Source organism: Kitasatospora sp. NPDC042419, from assembly GCF_056437345.1.
In genome coordinates this window covers 23,382-38,437 of record NZ_JBWKAW010000011.1, presented here as the reverse complement: position 1 = coordinate 38,437, position 15,056 = coordinate 23,382, and the positions used below count along the sequence as shown (strand labels likewise).

Genomic DNA, 15,056 nt, shown 5'->3' with positions numbered 1-15,056 from the left:
CACGCGGTTGCCGACCCCCGCGTAGCGTGATCGGGAAAGCCCGGTAGCCTCTGACGCATGAGCCTCAGCACCCGTGTCATCGCCGCCCTCGGCGCCGTCGTCGTGATCGGCGCCGGCACGGTCGGCGGGTCCATCGCGTTCGCGTCCAACCAGCACGAGATCAGCGACCACCGCGTGACCCTGACGGTCGGCAACTCCTCGTTCGCGGCGGACCCGTTCTGCTTCAACGACGGCAGCCCGCTGACCGAGCAGCAGCAGGAGGAGTGCCAGGACAAGGCCGGGAAGGCCCTGGAGGACGGCACGCTCCCCAAGTCCGACGTGACCGTCAGCGACCGGATCGGCGTCGGCGTGAGCCCCGAGGTGGCGGACCGCGGCTGGTGGGCCAACACCAACGGCGGCCAGCAGGGCTCCGGCGGGCGCTTCATCCTCGCCTCGGCGGCGAAGGACACCACCTACTCGGGCTCGGTCCCGGCCAGCAAGGCGCTCAACGCCTCCGGCAAGACCCTGATCACCGTGGTGGAGACCGACCCGCAGCAGCCCGACGCGATCTACGGTGTCTGGTACTTCCAGCTGAACACCCAGGACAACTGACGGCCGTCCGGTGACGGTACGACTTCCCGACGAGCAGTCGGGCCCCGCGCGGGCCCGGCTGCTCGTCGTCGTCGCGGTGCCCGCCGAGGCCGCTGCGGTGCTGCGCGGCCTGACCGCCGCGCCGGGCACCACCGCCGGGCCCGCCCCGGCGGCCGGCGACGGGACGTGGCCCGGCGGCGCACCGGACCGGGTCGAGCACCCGTCGGGGGTGACGGTCGACGTGCTGGCCGGCGGGGTCGGACCGGCCGCCGCTGCGGCCGGAGCGGCCACCGCCCTCGCCACCGCCCGCTACGACCTGGTGGTCTCCGCCGGCATCGCCGGCGGGTTCGCCCCGCACGCGCCGGTCGGCGCGACCGTGGTCGCCAAGCACATCGTCGCCGCCGACCTGGGCGCGGAGACCCCCGAGGGCTTCGCCGACGTCACCGAACTGGGCTTCGGGACCGTCCGGCACACTCCCGCACCGGCCGCCGTGGCACTCGTCGCCGAAGCCCTGAGCGTCGCCGGAGCCCTGAGCGCCGCCGTGGCCCTGGACGCAACCGGGGCCCTGAGCGCCTCCGGGACGCCGGGCCAGGGCGGCGGCCCCGTGCTCACCGGCACCGTGCTCACCGTCTCCACGGTGACCGGCAGCGCCGGACGCGCCGCCGCCCTGACCGCCCGCCACCCGGGGGTGGCGGCCGAGGCGATGGAGGGGTTCGGGGTCGCCGAGGCGGCCGCCCGGCACGGGGTGCCGGTGTTCGAGCTGCGCACCGTCTCCAACCCGGTGGGCCCGCGCGACCGGGCCGCCTGGCGGATCGGCGACGCGCTGGCCGCGCTGGAGCGCGCCTTCGCCGCCCTCCCCTACCCCGAGCTGCTGACATCCTGCCGGAACGCGTCGAAGGAGGCCGGCCGTGGCTGAACGGCTGAGCATCGCCTACTCGCCCTGCCCGAACGACACCTTCGTCTTCCACGCCTGGGCGCACGGGCTCGTCCCCGGCGCGGACGCCCCCGAGGTCACCTTCGCGGACATCGACGTCACCAACGGGCTGGCCGAGCGCGGCGAACTGGACGTCCTCAAGATCAGCTACGCGGCGCTGCCCTGGGTGCTGGACGAGTACACGCTGCTGCCGTGCGGCGGCGCGCTCGGGCGAGGCTGCGGCCCGCTGGTGCTGACCCGCCCCGACGGCGGCGACGACCTGAGCGGGAAGACGGTCGCCGTCCCGTCCGAGCGGTCCACCGCCTACCTGCTGTTCCGGCTCTGGGCGGCCACGGCGGTGCCGGGGGGCCTGGGGAAGGTCGTCGTCCTGCCGTTCCACGAGATCATGCCCGCCGTCCGGGACGGCCGGGTGGACGCCGGCCTGGTCATCCACGAGGCCCGGTTCACCTACCGGGACTACGGCCTGCGCTGCCTCGCCGACATGGGCGAGGCCTGGGAGCGGGAGACCGGCCTGCCGATCCCGCTCGGCGCGATCATCGCCAGGCGTTCCCTGGGCGCCGAGCGGCTGCGGGCGCTCACCGAGACGATCCGCACCTCCGTCCGGCAGGCCTGGGACGACCCGGCCGCCAGCCGGGAGTACGTGCTGGCGCACGCCCAGGAGATGGACCCGGCCGTCGCCGACCAGCACATCGCCCTGTACGTGAACGAGTTCACCGCGGAGCTCGGCGAGGAGGGCCACGGCGCCGTGCGCGCGCTGCTCACCCGGGCCGCCGCCGAGGGGCTGGTGCCCCCGCTCGCCCCGGGCGCGCTGGACTTCTAGAGCTCCCCCGGAAGCTCCCCCGGGTGTCCGGGCCCCGGATTCCCCGGGGCCCGGACACCGGCACTACACGTCGAACTGGTCCGCCACGCCGCGCAGCAGCACCGCCAGCTTCTGCCCGGCCGGCTTGGCCGGGTAGCGGCCGTGCTGGAGGCCCGGCAGCACCGCGTCCATCATCGTGATGAGGTCCTGGACGAGCGCCGCCATGTCGTCGGGGCTCTTCCGCTGGGCGGCGGCCACCGACGGCAGCGCGTCGAGCAGGGTGACCTGCATCGCCTGGTCGCCGCGGTGGCCGGCGACCACGCCGAACTCGACCCGCTGGCCCGGCTTCAGCGACGTGATACCGGCGGGCAGCGCCTTGGTGTGGACGAAGACATCGCCGCCGTCGTCGCGCGACAGGAAGCCGAAGCCCTTCGTCTCGTTGAACCACTTGACCTGGCCGGTGGGCATCTCGAACAGTCCTCGATATGGGTGTGAGGGACCCCCGGCCCTGGCCGGGGATCACTGGGTGGTGGGTGGGCGGACCGACCTTGGGGGGACGCGCCGACGAGGCGCGTACGGTCAGCACGCTGTAGAGAGCAGACTAACGGTCCGTCACTGTCTCATCCGCGTTCCGCGAAAGATCCGTACGGAGCTCCGGCGACCGCGGGCGACCCGGTACCGGCACGGCCGGGGCGCGGCTCGGCGCTTTCCACAGGCTCACACCCCCGGTCGAAGAGAGCGGGGCGCACCAGTGCGCCCCTCGGCACAGCCTGCATACCCCCGCCCAGCAGGGATCAAAACTCCCAGCGCCCGGGAAACTGCGCAACGTGACCGGACCGCTCGTCCGCGAAGCGGCGCCGGGCGCCGGTGCCGCGGTCGGCGGCCGGCGGGCCTCTGCGAGACTGGGACGGCAGCCGACCCCCGCAGAGGAGCAAGCCCAGTGAGCAGCCAGAGCGCCGACCACGGCGATTCCTACGTCAAGGCCGGAGCGATCGTCTTCGGGCTCGGCGCGCTCGCCACCCTGGTGACCTTCGTCCCGCTCTTCCTGCACCTGACGCCGCTGCCGACGGCCGCGTACTGGCTGAGCATGCTGATGCCGCTGGGCTTCCTGCTCGCCCTGACCGGGCTGCTGCTCTCGGCGCGTTCCCAGCGCCGCCGGGCGCGCGCCGAGGCCTGACGCCCCGGCCTGACGCCCCGGCCCACCCGCGTCGACGGTGCCCGGTGGCCGTGCACCGGTGGCCGGCCCCGTCGGCGGACTCCCGTCAGCGGCCGGCGAGGTGCCCGGCCAGCCAGGCCGGGAACTCGGTGAGGTCGGCCAGCACCACGTCCGCCCCCGCCGCCAGCAGCTCCTCCGCGCCGTACGGACCGGTGGCCACACCGACCGCGACGGCGTCCGCGTGCCGGGCGCCCCGGATGTCGCCGAGGTGGTCGCCGACGTACACGGTGGCGCCGTGCTCGCGCAGCGCGTCGCCCTTGGTCTCCGCCCAGAGGTCGCCGACCAGCGCGTCCGCGTGCAGGCCCGCGTGGTCGAGGTGGAGCCGGGCGTTCGGCTCGTACTTGCCGGTGATCACGGCGACCCGGCCGCCGTGCGAGCGGACCGCTTCGACGGCGGCGTGCGCGCCCGGCAGGGCGACGGTCGGGGCGAAGGCGTACTCCCGGTACAGCGTGCGGTACCGGTCGGCGACCGCGTCCAGGCCCTCCGCCGGGAACCAGTTGCGCAGCTCGTCGAGGAGCGGCGGGCCGAGCCGGGTGACCACCAGGTCGGCGTCGATGTAGGTGTCGGTCTCGGCGGAGAGCGCCAGGTAGGTGGCCCGGATGCCGGGCCGGGTGTCCAGCAGGGTCATGTCGAGGTCGAAACCGACGGTGAGCGGGGCATCCGAGGTCGCAGGCATACCGTCAGGCTATCCAACCCGTCGAACCCGTCGAACCGAACGATTTGCCCCGGCTTCTCCACGGAACTTAGGTTTGCCTGAGCTATCTGCGAGAGAGAGCCATGACCGACACCCCCGCGCCCGGCAAGCGGCGACTGCTGCGCCGCCGAATACTCTGGCTCGCCGCCGCCCTGACCGTCCTGGTCGCCGCGGCGCTGCTGAGCCTCGCGGTCGGCAGCCGCACCATCCCGTTCGACGAGACCGTCGACGCCCTGCTGCACGGCGGGGACACCGCCAACGCCGTCGTCGTCCGCGAGCTGCGGGTGCCGCGGACGGTGGTCGGCCTCGCGGTCGGCGCGGCGCTCGGCCTGGCCGGCGCCGTCATGCAGGGCATCACCCGCAACCCGATCGCCGACCCGGGCATCCTCGGCGTCAGCCAGGGCGCGGCGGCCGGCGTCGTGCTGGCGATCTCCGCGTTCGGGATCTCCACCCTCACCGGGTACGTCTGGTTCGGCTTCGCCGGCGCGGTGATCGCCACCGTCCTGGTGTACGGGCTGGCGGGGCGCGGCCGGGGCGGGGCGACACCGATCAAGCTGGCGCTGGCCGGCTCCGCGATGTCCGCGTTCATCGCCTCGCTCAACACGCTCGTCCTGACCACCGACGCGGCCGCCATGGACCAGTTCCGGTTCTGGCACGTCGGCTCGCTCTCCGGCCGCACCTCCGACGTGGCCTGGCAGCTGCTGCCGTTCCTGCTGGTCGGCACGGTGCTGGTGTTCTCGGTGGCGCGCGGACTGGACGCGCTGGCACTCGGCGACGACACCGCCAAGGGGCTCGGCGCGAAGACCGGGCTGGTCCGGGTGGTGGGCGCGCTCGGCGCGACCGTGCTGACCGGCTCGGCGGTCGCCGCGGCCGGCCCGATCGCCTTCGTCGGCCTGGCCGTGCCGCACGCCGCCCGCGCGGTCGCCGGGGCCGACCACCGCTGGGTGCTCGCCTTCTCCGCCGTGCTCGGCCCGGCGCTGCTGCTGCTCGCCGACGCGCTGGGCCGGGTGCTCTTCCCGCCGTCCGAGGTGCCGGCCGGGGTGATGACGGCGCTGGTCGGGGTGCCGGTGCTGGTCGCGCTGGTCCGGCGGCGAAAGGTGGTGGCGGCATGAGCGAGCGGGTCGTCCAGGGGCGCGCGTGGCGCGAAGCGCCTGCCGAGCTCTGCGAGGTGGGCGCATGAGCGAGCGCAGCGAGCGAGTCATCCAGGGGCGCGCGTGGCGCGAAGCGCCTGCCGAGCTCTGCGAGGTGGGCGCATGAGCGCGAACGCGGTCGCCCTGCGCGGCTACACCGTGCTGCGCGCCGGGCGGGCCTCCTTCCTCCTGCACCGCCGTTCGACCGCCGCCGCGCTCGGCCTGGTGCTGGCGCTGGCCTGCACCGTCGTCGCGTCGCTCTGCCTGGGCGAGTCCACCGTCTCGCCGGGCGAGGTGGTGAAGGTGGTGTTGGGGCAGCCGAGCCCGCACGAGCTGGTGGTCGGCGAGTTCCGGCTCCCCCGGGTGGTGGTGGGCCTGCTGGTCGGCACCGCGCTCGGCCTGGCCGGCGCGCTGGTCCAGACCGTCGCCCGCAACCCGCTGGCCAGCCCCGACGTGGTCGGCGTCTCCTGGGGCGCGACGGCGACGGTGGTCGGCCTGATGGCGTACGGCGTGGTCGGCTCCACCGGCGAGGTGCCGTACGCGGCCGTGGCCGGCGGACTGGCGGCCGGCCTGCTGGTGTACCTGCTGGCCTGGCGGCGCGGGCTGCACGCGCAGCGGTTCGTGCTGGTCGGCATCGGCATCTCGGTGGCGCTCTCCTCCCTCACCTCCCTCTTCCTCACCAAGGGCGACGGCTTCCAGGCGCAGGCCGCCAAGGTGTGGATGACCGGCAGCCTCAACGGCTCCGGCTACGACCAGGCGGCCTGGCTCGCCTGGGTGCTGCTGGCCGCCGTGCCGGTGGCGCTCTGGGCGGCGCGGGCGCAGCGCTCGATCTCCTTCGACGACGCCACCGCCGTCGGGCTGGGCCTGCGGCTGGACCGGATCCGGCTCGGCATGGCGCTGCTCGGCATCGTGCTCGCCTCCTGCGCGGCGGGTGCGGCCGGTCCGGTGGACTTCGTCGCGCTGATGGCCCCGCAGATCGCGCTGCGGCTGGCCCGCTCGGCGCAGATCCCGCTGTTCTGCTCGGCGCTGACCGGCGCGCTGGTCGTGGTGCTGGCCGACCTGCTGGCGCGGCGGCTGCTGGCTCCGACCGAGCTGCCGGTCGGCGTGGTGACCGGGCTGGTCGGCGCGCCGTACCTGATGTGGCTGCTGATCCGTTCCCGCCGTGGAGGTTCCTGATGTCCGCTGACGCGGTGTCCGCCAAGCCCGAGCCCACCCGGCCGGGGTCCACCCGGCCGGAGTCCGCCGGGCCGGAGTCCGCCGGTCCCGGGTCGGCCCACCGGCTCGAAGCGCGCGGCCTGACCCTCGCCTACGAGGCCCGCACCGTCGCCGAGGGGCTCGACCTGCGGATCCCGGACGGGAAGGTCACGGTGATCGTCGGACCGAACGCGTGCGGCAAGTCCACCCTGCTGCGGGCCCTCGGCCGGCTGCTGAAGCCGACCCGCGGCGCCGTGCTGCTGGACGGCGAGGAGCTGGCGCGCGTCCCCACCAAGCTGATCGCCCGGCGGATCGGGCTGCTCCCGCAGTCGCCGACCGCGCCCGAGGGCATCGCCGTCGCCGATCTGGTCTCGCGCGGCCGCCAGCCGCACCAGAGCTGGTGGCAGCAGTGGTCGGCGGAGGACGAGGCGGCCGTCGCCGAGGCGCTGGAGCGGACCTCCACCGCCGAGCTGTCGGAGCGCGGTGTGGACGAGCTGTCGGGCGGGCAGCGGCAGCGGGTCTGGATCGCGATGGCGCTCGCCCAGGGCACCGACATCCTGCTGCTGGACGAGCCGACCACCTTCCTGGACATCGCGCACCAGGTGGAGGTGCTGGACCTGGTCCGCCGGCTGAACGTGGAGCGCGGGCGGACGGTGGTCGCCGTCCTGCACGACCTCAACCAGGCGGCCCGGTACGCGGACCACCTGGTCGCCATGCGGGACGGGCGGATCGTCGCCCAGGGGCCGCCGGCGGAGGTGGTGACGGCGGAGCTGGTGCGCGAGGTGTTCGGGCTGGACTCGGTGGTGGTGCCGGATCCCGTGACGGGTACCCCGTTGGTGGTGCCGGGCGCGCCGTGGACGGTCAAGGCGAACGCATAGCGCCTTTTTCTCATCCAATTCGGACATAATCGACGGATTGCCATCCCGTCCCGATCCGTCCGAGGACCGCTGATGCCCCCGATCACCCGCCGCGCCCTGCTGACCGCGTTCGGCGGGCTCGGTGGCGCCGCCCTCGCCGGCTGCACCACGCGGCACGCGTCTCCCCCGCCCGTGGACGGCGTCGTCGCCGCCGAATCGGCCACCCCCGCGCCGCTGCCGGACGTCGTCGTGACCACCGCCACGGGACCGGTCGCGGTGCCGGGCGCGCCGATGCGGGTCGTCACCCTGGACACCGCCGAGCTGGACTCCGCGCTCACCCTCGGCATCACGCCGGTCGGCGCGGCCCGACCGGCGGCGGACCCGGCCTTCCCCGACTACTGGCCGGCCTCCCGGCTCGCCCCGATCGCGCCCGTCGGCGCCGTCGGCGACCCGGACCTCGGCGCGGTCCGCGCCCTGCGGCCGGACCTCATCCTCTCCAACCAGGCCCGGGACGGCGGCCGGTACGAGGCCCTGCGGGCGATCGCCCCGACCGTCCTCACCCAGACCACCGGCGCACCGTGGAAGGCCAACGTCCAGACGCACGCCCAGGCGCTGAGCCGGCAGGACGCGGCCGAGGCGTTCGCCGCCTCCTACCAGCGGCACGTCAACCAGGTGGTGACGGCGCTGGCGAACGCCAGGGCCGGCGGGCGGAAGGTCAGCCTGCTCCGGTTCGTCGAGGGCGGGGGCATCCGGCTGTACGGGAGGCAGAGCTTCCCCGGGTCGGTGCTGGCCGACGTCCAGCTGGGGCGGCCGGACTCGCAGAACGGCGACCAGGCCGAGGTGGAGATCCCCGCGGACCAGCTCGCCAGGGCCGACGGCGACCTGCTGCTGTACGCGACGTACGGCGACCCCGGGCGGGCCGGCACGACGGCCGCGCTGGCGAGCCCGGCGTGGCAGGGCCTCGGCGCGGTCAAGGCGCACCGCGCGTTCCCGGTCGACGACCAACTGTGGTTCCAGGGGATCGGCTACACGGGGGCCAACTACGTCCTGACGGAGCTGCAGCGCTTCCTGGGCGCCTGAGCGGCGGCGGGACGCCTACGCCTACTCCTACGCCTACTGTCCCGGATCGGCCGCCCGGCGCCGCCGGACCGACATCGCCAGCAGGAAGACGGCCGACAGCACCGCCGCCAGCCGCAGCACCTCGGGCGCGGAGCTCCACACGGCGTCGGTGGCCTGCTGCCCCTGTTCCAGCCCGGTGCCCCAACGCCCCTGGGCGCGCCCCCAGAACCAGAGGGAGCTGCCGCTGACCGTCATCAGCGGAATCCCGAACACGGCCAACTTGCGGGTGAAGTCGGTCAGGTGGCGGGACAGGTAGCCGAGCGCCCAGCCCACCAGCATCGCGATCAGCTGACCGGTGACGGCGCCGCCCACCAGGACGGCGGCGGCGAGCAGCAGCAGGGGCGCAGGTCGACGCCCCGCCGCCGCACCGGACTTCGCCGGCGCCGCAGGGGTCCCGGCGTCGGGAGCGGGAGCGGCCCCCCGGCCCCGGCCCTTCGACCTGCCCGGTCTGCCCTTGTCCTTGCCGCTGCCCTTGCCCGGCTTCGCCCCGCCCGGCTTCCCCTGCGCTCCCTGCCCCTTCCCCGCCCTGCCCTTCCCGGGCGCGGCGTCGGCACCCGGCTCGGCAGCCGACTCGGTGGCCTCGTTCCCGGCGGCGTCCGGACCGTCCTCGTCGGTGCCGTCCGGGGCGCTCCGCTGCTCGGGGATCGGCTTGTTGGACGCGACCGGCCCCTCCCCGAAGTCGATCGACACGTAGTCCCAGTCACCCGTGCTCATCGCCCGGTACGGCGCGGGCAGCGCATCCGGGTCGTCGGGCGCCCCCTCCACGCGCTTCGACACCCATGGCGAGTCCCCGCCGAACGAGGGCGAGGCCGGTGGCCGCGCGGCGGACGACGAGGGCGGGACGGGCGCGGCGGGAGACGCGGGAGGCGTGGACGGAGGCGCGGGAGGCGGTGCAGCGGGGCGCGGCGGTGCCGACGGGCGCGGAGGCGTAGCGGGCGCCGCCTCCTGGGCGTACACGCTGTCCCCGTCACCCGCTCCGGCCTGGCCCGCAGTACCCCCCGAGCCCGGTGGCTCGCTCCAGGGCCCCTGCTTGCGCCACCACTCGCCGTCCGACATCCCCACCACACCCCGCCTTGCCCGAACCCGTACCGGAACCCGTACCGAAACCCGTCCCCAGCCTCGCTGCCCGTGACGGTACCCACCCGCCGTCCCGCCACGCGAGCCGAACCGTGCTCCGGGCCGCCCGCGCCGGGTCGTACGAACCGCCCCGCCCGCCGACGCCCGTCCCGACCCGTGCCCGGGGCGGCACCGTCCCGACCCCGTCCCGACCCCGATCCGGCCCCGGCCCGCCGGCGGAACCGACCCGCACCACCCGGTCTCCGCCCCATCCCCCACCCCGCCCCGGCCCGACTAACCTAGGTCGAATGACCACACAGCAGGGCCCCCAACGCCAGGCCAAGTCCGCCGCCGGCCCCCGCACCCTCGCAGAGGAACTCCGCACCCGGCCCGACGACGACCTCGCCACCCTGCTCCGGTCCCGCCCCGACCTGCTCAACCCCGTTCCCGGCGACCTCACCCAGCTCGCCGCCCGGCTCTCCTCCCGCGCCTCCGCCCTGCGCGCACTGGAGCGGCTGGACCGGTTCACCCTCCAGGTCGCCGAGGCACTCGCCGCCCTCCCGGACGGCGCCTCCCCCACCGCCGTCCGCACCCTGCTCGCCGGGCCCGCCAAGGTGAAGCCGCACCCCGGCGCCACCCCGCTGACCGCCGCCGACCGCTCCGCCGTCGCCGCCGCGCTCCCCCGGGCGCTCGCCACCCTGCGCGACCGCGCCCTGCTCTGGGGTCCCGACAACGGCCTGCGGCTGGTCATCGCCGCCCGCGAGGCGCTCGCACCGACCGCCGCCAACCCCGGCCGCACCGGCCTCGGCCCGACCTTCGCCGAGGCGAGCACCGGCATGTCCCCGGCCCGCCTCCAGCAGCTGCTCGACTCCGCCGGGCAGCCGCCGACGCCCGACCCGGTCTCCGCCGTCGGCGCGTTCGCCGCGCTGCTCACCGACCGCACCCGCTGCGACCAGCTGCTCGCCACCGCCCCCGAACCGGCGCTACGGCTGCTCGAACGGCTGGTCTGGGGGCCGCCCACCGGCACCGTCCCGGACGCCACCCGCCCGGTCACCGCCGCGGACGCGCAGAGCCCGGTGGAGTGGCTGCTCGCCCGCGGCCTGCTGTTGCCCACCAGCCCGGGCAGCGTCGTCCTCCCCCGCGAACTCGCCCTCCACCTGCGCGGCGGCCGCTCGCACCGCACCGTCGAACCGGTCCAGCCCGAACCCTCGCCCGCCGCTCCACCGCGCGATCCACAGGCTGTGGACAACGCGGCCGCCGGACAGGCGCACACCGCCGTCCGGACCGTCGAGGAACTGCTCGACCTCTGGGGCCTCACCCCGCCGCCCACCCTGCGCGCCGGCGGCCTCGGCGTCCGCGACCTCAAGCGCACCGCGCAGGCCCTGGAGACCACCGAGCAGCTCGCCTCCTTCTGGATCGAACTCGCCTACACCTCGGGGCTGCTGGCCCCGGACGGCGAGGCCGACGAACGCTGGGCCCCCACCCCCGGGTACGACGACTGGCTCCACCTCGGCACCGCCGCACGCTGGACCGTCCTCGCCCAGGCCTGGCTCGCCGCCACCCGCGTCCCCGCCCTCGCCGGCAGCGCCGACAGCAAGGGCAAGCCACGCGCCGCCCTCGGCCCGGAGCTGGACCGCACCCTCGCCCCGTCCGTCCGCCGCGCCGCCCTCGCCCTGCTCGCCGAACTGCCGCCCGGCACCCCGGCCACCGCCGACGAACTGCTCCCCACCCTCCGCTGGCAGCGCCCGCTGCGCGGCGGCCCGGCCGCCCCCGACGGCCGCGACCTGCGCGACGACCTCGCCGGCTGGACCCTCGCCGAGGCCGAACTCCTCGGCATCACCGGCCGGGGCGCCCTCGCCGCCCCCGCCCGCGCGCTGCTCACCGCCGAGGCCGACCCCGCCGAGGTCCTGGCGCCGCTGCTGCCGCAGCCGCTGGACCACGTGATCCTCCAGCCCGACCTCACCGCGGTCGCCCCCGGCCCGCTGCTCACCCCGCTCGCCCACGCGCTCGCGCTCTGCGCCGACATCGAGTCCAAGGGCGGTGCCACCGTCTACCGGTTCACCCCCGAGTCGGTCCGCCGCGCCCTCGACGCCGGCCGGAGCGCCGCCGACCTGCGGGCCTTCCTGGAACAGCACTCCCGGACGCCGGTCCCCCAGCCGCTCGGCTACCTGATCGACGACGTAGCCCGCCGGCACGGCATCCTGCGGGTCGGCGCCGCCTCCTCGTACCTGCGCTGCGACGACCCTGCGCTGCTCAACGAGGTGCTCGCCGACCGCCGCTCCGTCGAACTGCGCCTGCGGCTGCTCGCCCCCACCGTGCTGGCCTCCCAGGCCCCGCCCGACGTCCTGCTCGCCACCCTGCGCACCATGGGGTACGCGCCCGCCGCCGAGTCCGCCGAGGGCGACGTGCTGATCACCCGCCCCGACAGCCACCGCACCCCGCCCCGGGCGGCCCCCGTGCCCGTCCCGGACGGGCCGCCCACGCCGGACGACACGCTGCTCGCCGCCGCGATCAAGGCGATCCGGGCCGGCGACCGCGCCGCCACCGCCGTCCGCCGCGAACCGGCCGCCACCGCCGCCACCGGGCGCCAACTCCCGCGCACGGCGGCGGCCGAGACGCTCGCCGCGCTCCAGACGGCCGTCCTGCTCGGCGAGCGGATGTGGATCGGCTACCTCAACGCCGAGGGCCTCGCCAGCCAGCGGATCATCGACCCGGTCAAGGTCGAGGGCGGCTTCGTCACCGCCTACGACCACCACGACGGCGAGCTGCGCACCTTCGCGCTGCACCGGATCACCGGCGTGGCCGAACTCGACGAGTAGCGGCGCGGCCGGACCCGCCGACCACGGGCCCACCCGCCACGGACCCGCCGACCACGGACCCGCCGGCGGAAGGTCGGCCCGGCCGGAGGGCCGGTGCGGCGGAAGGTCAGTGCCCCTGCTGCTGGGCCGCCTGCTCCGCCTGCTTCGCCTTCATCGCCTTGTCCGCCATGGCGGCGAGGTCGCCCTGCCCGACCGGCATCACGGAGTTGGCTCCGGCCAGGTCGGCGAGCAGGAACGCGGGCGCCGCGAGCGGACCGCCCGGCCCCTCGCCGATACCCGCCAGGGCGTGCGCGGAGGTGGCCGAGGAGGCGGTGGCGGCGAAGGCCGTACCGGCCAGGGCGAGAGCGGTGAGGACGCGCTTCGACTTGTTCATACCCGCATCAACGAGCCGCGCCGACCCTGGTCACCCCCTCCCGGCCGCCCCGGAACCCGCGCCCGCCCACCGCCCGCCCACCGCTCGCGCCCTGTGCTGCGGTTGACGCACACCGCCCGGCGGCGTAGTCCGGAGGAAGAGGGAAGGGGGGCGACGGAAGGAGCCATCATGCTCGGCGACCCGATCGGCGAAACCACGGGCCGGGACATCGGCCGACGCGTCCTCGCCGCGGAGGAAGGACACGTCGTCGTCGAGGTCTCGTTCGAGGGCAGCGGCGACTACTACGGCACCCCGGTCAAGGGGTTCGGCACCTACGAGTCCGAACTCCGCGCCGACGGCACCCTCCGCGGCGAGGGCCAGGGGGTCGACATGACCGCCGACGGCCAGTCGATCAGCTGGCACGGCATCGGCATCGGCCACTTCACCGAGGGCGGCGGCACCAGCTGGCGCGGATCGCTCTTCTTCTCCACCGCTTCGCCGCAGTTCGAGCGCCTCAACGGCATCGTGGGGCTCTTCGAGTACGAGGTCGACCCGGACGGCAAGTCCACCGGCAAGTACCACGAGTGGAAGTAGCCTCCCGACCACACCGCCGGATGCGCGACACTGGAGGGTCTGCGTCCCTGCAGACCTGTCAGCCAGTGGAGGGCTTCCCCGCGTGAACGACGGACCACTCATCGTCCAGAGCGACAAAACTCTCCTCCTGGAGATCGACCACCCCAAGGCCGCCGACTGCCGGCGCGTCATCGCGCCGTTCGCCGAACTGGAGCGCGCGCCCGAGCACGTGCACACCTACCGGGTCACCCCGCTCGGGCTGTGGAACGCGCGCGCCGCCGGCCACGACGCCGAGCAGGTGGTCGACGCCCTGGTCACGTACTCGCGCTACCCCGTGCCGCACGCACTGCTGGTCGACGTGGCCGACACCATGGCCCGCTACGGGCGGCTCCGGCTCAGCAAGCACCCCACCCACGGCCTGGTGCTCACCACCACCGACCGCCCGGTGCTGGAGGAGGTGCTGCGCTCCAAGAAGATCGCCCCGCTGGTCGGCGCCCGGGTCGACCCGGACACCGTCGTCGTGCACCCCTCCGAGCGCGGCCAGATCAAGCAGGTGCTGCTCAAGCTCGGCTGGCCCGCCGAGGACCTCGCCGGCTACGTCGACGGCGAGGCGCACCCGATCGAGCTGGACGAGAACGGCTGGCAGCTGCGCCCCTACCAGGCGCAGGCCGTCGAGGGCTTCTGGCACGGCGGCTCGGGCGTCGTCGTGCTGCCCTGCGGCGCCGGCAAGACGCTGGTCGGCGCGGCGGCGATGGCGCACGCCAAGTCGACCACGCTGATCCTGGTCACCAACACCGTCTCGGCCCGCCAGTGGAAGCACGAGCTGGTCAAGCGGACCTCGCTCACCGAGGACGAGATCGGCGAGTACAGCGGCACCAGGAAGGAGATCCGCCCGGTCACCATCGCGACGTACCAGGTGATGACCACCAAGCGGAAGGGCGTCTACGCCCACCTGGAACTCTTCGACGCCCGCAACTGGGGCCTGGTCGTCTACGACGAGGTGCACCTGCTGCCGGCGCCGGTCTTCAAGTTCACCGCCGACCTCCAGGCCCGCCGCCGGCTCGGCCTGACCGCCACCCTGGTCCGCGAGGACGGCCGCGAGGGCGACGTCTTCTCGCTCATCGGCCCCAAGCGCTTCGACGCGCCGTGGAAGGAGATCGAGGCCCAGGGCTACATCGCGCCCGCCGACTGCTGCGAGGTCCGGGTCACCCTGACCGACACCGAGCGGCTCGCCTACGCCACCGCCGAACCCGAGGAGCGCTACCGCTTCTGCGCGACCACCGCGACCAAGCGCCGCGTGGTGGAGGCCCTGGTCAAGAAGCACGAGAAGGACCAGACGCTGATCATCGGCCAGTACATCGACCAGCTCGACGAGCTCGGCGAGACCCTGGACGCACCCGTGATCAAGGGCGAGACCAGCAACGCCCAGCGCGAGAAGCTGTTCGACGCCTTCCGCAACAAGGAGATCAGCGTCCTCGTCGTCTCCAAGGTCGCCAACTTCTCCATCGACCTGCCCGAGGCGACCGTCGCAATCCAGGTCTCCGGCACCTTCGGCTCCCGCCAGGAGGAGGCCCAGCGGCTCGGCCGCGTGCTGCGCCCCAAGGCCGACGGGCACTCCGCGCACTTCTACTCCGTGGTCGCGCGCGACACCGTCGACCAGGACTTCGCCGCCCACCGCCAGCGCTTCCTCGCCGAACAGGGCTACGCCTACCGCATCATCGACGCGGACGACGTGCTGTAACA

The 15,056-nt window shown here is 75.0% G+C and carries 15 protein-coding genes; 11 read left to right on the top strand and 4 right to left on the bottom strand.

Annotation, left to right across the window (positions count from 1 at the left end; all coding sequences use genetic code 11):
• Window positions 1-57: 57 nt before the first annotated feature.
• Genes AC067J_RS21495 through AC067J_RS21485 form a run of 3 tightly spaced genes read left to right on the top strand, consistent with a single transcriptional unit; the run spans window position 58 to window position 2,324 of the window.
• Complete coding sequence (locus tag AC067J_RS21495; protein WP_478301481.1) at window positions 58-591, top strand: hypothetical protein; 534 nt, start codon at window positions 58-60, stop codon at window positions 589-591.
• A 10-nt stretch (window positions 592-601) separates the two neighbouring features.
• Window positions 602-1,486 carry a futalosine hydrolase gene (gene mqnB / locus AC067J_RS21490; protein WP_478301480.1) on the top strand — a complete coding sequence of 295 codons (885 nt, stop codon included), beginning with the start codon at window positions 602-604 and terminating at the stop codon, window positions 1,484-1,486.
• Entirely contained in the window at window positions 1,479-2,324 is an 846-nt protein-coding gene (locus AC067J_RS21485) for a 1,4-dihydroxy-6-naphthoate synthase (protein ID WP_478301478.1), read from the top strand. The genes mqnB and AC067J_RS21485 overlap by 8 nt, the downstream gene beginning before the upstream one ends.
• A 63-nt stretch (window positions 2,325-2,387) precedes the next feature.
• Here the strand turns inward: AC067J_RS21485 and AC067J_RS21480 are convergent, their stop codons facing one another.
• Entirely contained in the window at window positions 2,388-2,771 is a 384-nt protein-coding gene (locus AC067J_RS21480) for a cold-shock protein (RefSeq protein WP_478301477.1), read from the bottom strand.
• Between the two features lie 472 nt (window positions 2,772-3,243).
• Between AC067J_RS21480 and AC067J_RS21475 the strand changes: the two genes are divergently transcribed.
• Window positions 3,244-3,480, top strand: a complete 237-nt coding sequence (locus AC067J_RS21475) for a hypothetical protein (protein WP_478301475.1) — start codon at window positions 3,244-3,246, stop codon at window positions 3,478-3,480.
• Between the two features lie 85 nt (window positions 3,481-3,565).
• Here AC067J_RS21475 and AC067J_RS21470 read toward each other — a convergent pair whose 3' ends face one another.
• Window positions 3,566-4,195: an HAD family hydrolase gene (locus AC067J_RS21470; RefSeq protein WP_478301473.1), complete on the bottom strand. Its 630-nt coding sequence runs from the start codon at window positions 4,193-4,195 to the stop codon at window positions 3,566-3,568.
• Window positions 4,196-4,296: 101 nt separating this feature from the next.
• Here AC067J_RS21470 and AC067J_RS21465 point away from each other — a divergent pair, with 101 nt between their 5' ends.
• The 4 genes from AC067J_RS21465 (at window position 4,297) to AC067J_RS21450 (ending at window position 8,474) form a co-directional block, all read left to right on the top strand.
• Window positions 4,297-5,325: a FecCD family ABC transporter permease gene (locus tag AC067J_RS21465; RefSeq protein WP_478301471.1), complete on the top strand. Its 1,029-nt coding sequence runs from the start codon at window positions 4,297-4,299 to the stop codon at window positions 5,323-5,325.
• A 141-nt stretch (window positions 5,326-5,466) separates the two neighbouring features.
• Complete coding sequence (locus AC067J_RS21460) at window positions 5,467-6,519, top strand: FecCD family ABC transporter permease (protein ID WP_478301469.1); 1,053 nt, start codon at window positions 5,467-5,469, stop codon at window positions 6,517-6,519.
• Window positions 6,519-7,415 (top strand): ABC transporter ATP-binding protein, encoded by an 897-nt coding sequence (locus AC067J_RS21455; RefSeq protein WP_478301467.1) that lies wholly within the window; start codon window positions 6,519-6,521, stop codon window positions 7,413-7,415. Before AC067J_RS21460 ends, AC067J_RS21455 begins: the two co-directional genes overlap by 1 nt.
• A gap of 72 nt (window positions 7,416-7,487) precedes the next feature.
• On the top strand, window positions 7,488-8,474 hold the full coding sequence (locus AC067J_RS21450) for an ABC transporter substrate-binding protein (RefSeq protein WP_478301465.1): 987 nt from the start codon (window positions 7,488-7,490) through the stop codon (window positions 8,472-8,474).
• Window positions 8,475-8,507: 33 nt separating this feature from the next.
• Here the strand turns inward: AC067J_RS21450 and AC067J_RS21445 are convergent, their stop codons facing one another.
• Window positions 8,508-9,290 (bottom strand): hypothetical protein, encoded by a 783-nt coding sequence (locus AC067J_RS21445; RefSeq protein WP_478301464.1) that lies wholly within the window; start codon window positions 9,288-9,290, stop codon window positions 8,508-8,510.
• Window positions 9,291-9,877: 587 nt separating this feature from the next.
• On the opposite strand from AC067J_RS21445, the gene AC067J_RS21440 reads away from it, so the two are divergent.
• Window positions 9,878-12,388, top strand: a complete 2,511-nt coding sequence (locus AC067J_RS21440; protein WP_478301462.1) for a helicase-associated domain-containing protein — start codon at window positions 9,878-9,880, stop codon at window positions 12,386-12,388.
• Between the two features lie 106 nt (window positions 12,389-12,494).
• On the opposite strand, the gene AC067J_RS21435 is transcribed toward AC067J_RS21440, so the two are convergent.
• A complete protein-coding gene (locus AC067J_RS21435; RefSeq protein ID WP_478301460.1) occupies window positions 12,495-12,761 on the bottom strand; it encodes a hypothetical protein in 267 nt (88 codons plus the stop codon).
• A 168-nt stretch (window positions 12,762-12,929) separates the two neighbouring features.
• On the opposite strand from AC067J_RS21435, the gene AC067J_RS21430 reads away from it, so the two are divergent.
• Complete coding sequence (locus AC067J_RS21430) at window positions 12,930-13,334, top strand: hypothetical protein (RefSeq protein ID WP_478301458.1); 405 nt, start codon at window positions 12,930-12,932, stop codon at window positions 13,332-13,334.
• 82 nt (window positions 13,335-13,416) lie between these two features.
• Complete coding sequence (locus AC067J_RS21425; RefSeq protein ID WP_478301457.1) at window positions 13,417-15,054, top strand: DNA repair helicase XPB; 1,638 nt, start codon at window positions 13,417-13,419, stop codon at window positions 15,052-15,054.
• Window positions 15,055-15,056 lie beyond the last annotated feature (2 nt).

Coding starts and splice junctions, on each gene's coding strand:
- AC067J_RS21455 (WP_478301467.1), top strand. CDS start 6,519: ATGTCCGCTGACGCGGTGTCCGCCAAGCCCGAGCCCACCCGGCCGGGG.
- AC067J_RS21450 (WP_478301465.1), top strand. CDS start 7,488: ATGCCCCCGATCACCCGCCGCGCCCTGCTGACCGCGTTCGGCGGGCTC.
- AC067J_RS21435 (WP_478301460.1), bottom strand. CDS start 12,761: ATGAACAAGTCGAAGCGCGTCCTCACCGCTCTCGCCCTGGCCGGTACG.
- AC067J_RS21495 (WP_478301481.1), top strand. CDS start 58: ATGAGCCTCAGCACCCGTGTCATCGCCGCCCTCGGCGCCGTCGTCGTG.
- AC067J_RS21465 (WP_478301471.1), top strand. CDS start 4,297: ATGACCGACACCCCCGCGCCCGGCAAGCGGCGACTGCTGCGCCGCCGA.
- AC067J_RS21430 (WP_478301458.1), top strand. CDS start 12,930: ATGCTCGGCGACCCGATCGGCGAAACCACGGGCCGGGACATCGGCCGA.
- AC067J_RS21460 (WP_478301469.1), top strand. CDS start 5,467: ATGAGCGCGAACGCGGTCGCCCTGCGCGGCTACACCGTGCTGCGCGCC.
- AC067J_RS21440 (WP_478301462.1), top strand. CDS start 9,878: ATGACCACACAGCAGGGCCCCCAACGCCAGGCCAAGTCCGCCGCCGGC.
- AC067J_RS21480 (WP_478301477.1), bottom strand. CDS start 2,771: ATGCCCACCGGCCAGGTCAAGTGGTTCAACGAGACGAAGGGCTTCGGC.
- AC067J_RS21470 (WP_478301473.1), bottom strand. CDS start 4,195: ATGCCTGCGACCTCGGATGCCCCGCTCACCGTCGGTTTCGACCTCGAC.